The following is a 3,258-nucleotide window of genomic DNA, read 5'->3' on the forward strand; positions in this document are numbered from 1 at the left end:
CCCCCCCCCCGGAAAAACTATGCTTTAATCCACACATCCGAGGCGGCGCGGCGGCCGAAGATGAATGCACGCACGCCCTGGTACCACAGGATGTACGCCGCCCACAGCCCCAGGTACCCCACCGTGGCACTCAGCAGACCGCCGGAAACCGCCCAGTAGATCCCGAAAATGACGGGCGCATAAACAACCAGCATCACAAATGAGCCAATCGCCAGATATTTCACGTCCTGAGCACCCATGAGGATACCATCAAGAACGAATACATATGCGGCTATTGGCTGCCCCACGCCAATCACGAGGGTAGCCCACGCGAAGAGGGTGGCGACGGGCGCATCCTGCGTGAAAATCCAGTTCCCAAAGAAACCGATCACGGGTGCAACAACGCCGGTAACAACCCCGTACACCAGGCTCATACGCACCAGGCGATTCTTGAGCTCACGCACTTTCGCACGCCCGGATTCAGCCGTCAGATCGCGTTCCCCAAGTTCCTTACCCAGCAGCGCCTGCGCCGCAATTGCAAGGGAATCCAGGGCGAAGAGCAGCAGGTTAAACACGCTCATGCCTAGCTGATATGCCGCCGTCTGTTCGTCGCCCAGGCGAGCCACCACAAATACGGTAGACAGCAGTGCCAGGCGCATCGAGAGGGTGCGCAGCATCAGCCAGGAACCGAGGGATAGCACGCCGCGCATCCCCGCAATATCGGGACGCCACGTCACGCCCTGCGGGCGCATCTTAAGATGAATAAATATACCGAGTGCAAGTGCCATGCCCCACTGCGTGAGCGATGTGCCCGTCGCCGAACCGGCCACGCCCCAGCCGACCGGGTATATCAGCACCCAGTTCAGCGCCACATTCACCACGGTGCCCACACCCGCGACTTTGAGCGGGGTCACGGTGTCTTGCAGCCCGCGCAGGGTACCCATGAGCGCCAAAATCATCATCATGGGCGGAATGCCCCACAGCGAATGGTGCAGGTAGTCGCGCGCATAGCCGATGGTTGCGTCGTTCGCGCCCATGCCGCGCAGCGCAGGGTCGGCAAAGATATAACCCACACCCATAATGAGCAGGCCGAGTCCAAGCGCAACCCACACGCCGTCCACGCCGATGCGGTAGGCGTGCGCCAGCCGATGCGCCCCGAACGCGCGCGCAACCGCCGGGGTCACCGAGTATGCGAGGAAGTTCATGAGCCCCACCACGGTTGTGATGAGGGTTGCCGCAATGCTCATGCCCGCCAGGGTTTCGGTGCCCAGCTGCCCCACGAGTGCGGAATCGGCGAGCACGAACAGCGGCTCGGCAATCAGCGCGCCGAAGGCGGGTACAGCGAGCGCCAGAATCCGCCTGTTGAGCGATTTTTCGGGTTGAGTTTTCCCAGAGTCCGCGCCGCCTTCCCCCAGGTGAAGGGGGATGCTGCCGGTGCGCGGGGTCGCATCCAGCAGGTTTTGGGGTTCGTGCGTGCTGGCGGTGCCGTCGGCTGTGTTCGCGGCGCCTGATGTGTTGGGTTCTGAGGCCTTGTTGCTCATAGGTACAGCCTACTCCCGCAAAGATGGCACGTCAGCGATGCGTTTATCTGTCTCACGCTATGACCGCTTCTTATTCCGCGAGCAGGTGGTTTTTGGTTCGAGCAGGTAGGAAAATCTTACCTGTTCGGCCAAATCCTACCTGCTCGCGGGTCTTAATGACGATCGCGGGGTGAGAGAAGCGGAACTGGGTTAGCCTTTTCGCCCCCGCAGCTCGTCTAGGGCACGGCGTTCTTTCTTGGTGGGTCGCCCGGTTCCGCGTTCGCGTTTGGCGACCGGCGGCATCGACAGGTGCGCGGGGCGCGGCCCCGAGAGGTCTTCGTAACAGGTGACGGCGATCGGCGCGCCCACCCGTTTGGTGATGAGTTTTTCGACCTTAAACACGCGTTCCCAGCCGGGGTAGCGCACCCGCACGATGTCGCCTTGTTTGAGTTTTTGTGAGGGTTTTGCGGATGCGTCGTTCACGCGCACGTGCCCGCCTTTGCATTCGTCGGCTGCGAGTGCGCGGGTTTTGAAGATGCGCACCGACCACAGCCAGACGTCGATGCGGGCGCTGGTGATCTCTTTGCTCATACTTCCCATTCTAGGAACCTCCCCCATGCGGCGCGAGCAGATAGTATTTTGAAAATACTATCTGCTCGCGGGAGGGCGGAAGTCGCTATGTGTTTGCCGCTTTCCAGGGAATCTCCACGTTATCCGGCACGTCTGCGTTCTGCTCGGTCTTCGTCTCGGTTTTCGCACCGACGCTCGCGGTATTATCCTCTGCGCTCATGCGAGTTGCGCGGCGTTCCTTCCACGCCCAGCCGATCGCCCCGGCGAGAAGGCCGAACCCTGCCCAGCCCAACAGCACAGCCCATTGCAGGGAGTTTGAGGCATCCGGGAAGTAGGCGATATTCCGCAGCAGCGTGTTGGATGCGCCCGGTACCATCAGCTGCCCGAGGGCGCCCCAGGGTGCGGGGATGAACTGCCACGGCATGCTTGCCCCGGAGAGCGGGTTACCCACGAACATGGAGAGCACGGCGCCAAGACCGATACCGGCGGCATCAACAAATAACGCGGAAATTCCGATCATAAAGGAGGCCGTTGCGAAGACGGTCACGCCGAAGGTTGCCCAAAGCGCCCCGAAGTCACCGGGAACGAACCCGAACCAGGTGCCCAAAATAAGGGTCATGAAGAGTCCGCCGATAACCCCGTAGAGCCCAGCGGTCACGAAGCGGCGCAAGGTTCCTTTGATGAGGGAGATGCTGAGGATCCCACCGAGCATACCGCCCATAACAAGCGGGAATGCGGCAACCGCCAAGCCCATACCGTTGGGATCACCCTCGCCGAGCGGCACGACTGCGGTGGTTTTGACCTGCGCCTGCTGCAGTTTTTCCTGCTCGGTTTTCAGCTGTTCGAGCTGCTGGGTGGCGATAGCGCCCTGCTGCCCGCCCGCCTGGGCGGCCTGCTGCAGTGCCTGAGTTTTAGCTGCGGTAGCTTGCTGCTGTACCTGAGCGTTCATCTGCTGGGCTACGCCGGTGAGCATCTGGTTTGCGGATGCGTTTGCGGCGGGCGCGGTCATGACCTCGGGCGCCGCACCTTCGGTGAAGACGATCGCGCCGTAGGTTTCACGTTCTTTGATCTGCCGTTCGGCGTCTTCACGCGAGGATGCCTGTTTGAACTCGAAGGTTTCGATTCCTCGATCTTTGAGTCCTTGCTCGAATTGGCTGACGGCTGCTTCCGGTCCCGCGATGGAGACGGG

The 3,258-nt window shown here is 61.4% G+C and carries 3 protein-coding genes; all 3 read right to left on the reverse strand.

Annotated features, from left to right (window positions below; genetic code table 11):
• Window positions 1-17: 17 nt before the first annotated feature.
• Window positions 18-1,520, reverse strand: coding sequence for an MATE family efflux transporter (locus tag HMPREF3164_RS09215; RefSeq protein WP_070450655.1), 1,503 nt, complete (start codon window positions 1,518-1,520; stop codon window positions 18-20).
• 189 nt (window positions 1,521-1,709) lie between these two features.
• Window positions 1,710-2,099, reverse strand: a complete 390-nt coding sequence (locus tag HMPREF3164_RS09220) for an RNA-binding S4 domain-containing protein (protein ID WP_371440323.1) — start codon at window positions 2,097-2,099, stop codon at window positions 1,710-1,712.
• 76 nt (window positions 2,100-2,175) lie between these two features.
• Window positions 2,176-3,258, reverse strand: a 1,083-nt coding sequence (locus tag HMPREF3164_RS09225) for an ABC transporter permease (RefSeq protein ID WP_246822667.1), incomplete at its 5' end; no start/stop codon positions are given.

The organism is Rothia sp. HMSC08A08, from assembly GCF_001808385.1.
In the GTDB taxonomy this organism is placed as follows: Bacteria; Actinomycetota; Actinomycetes; order Actinomycetales; family Micrococcaceae; genus Rothia; species Rothia dentocariosa.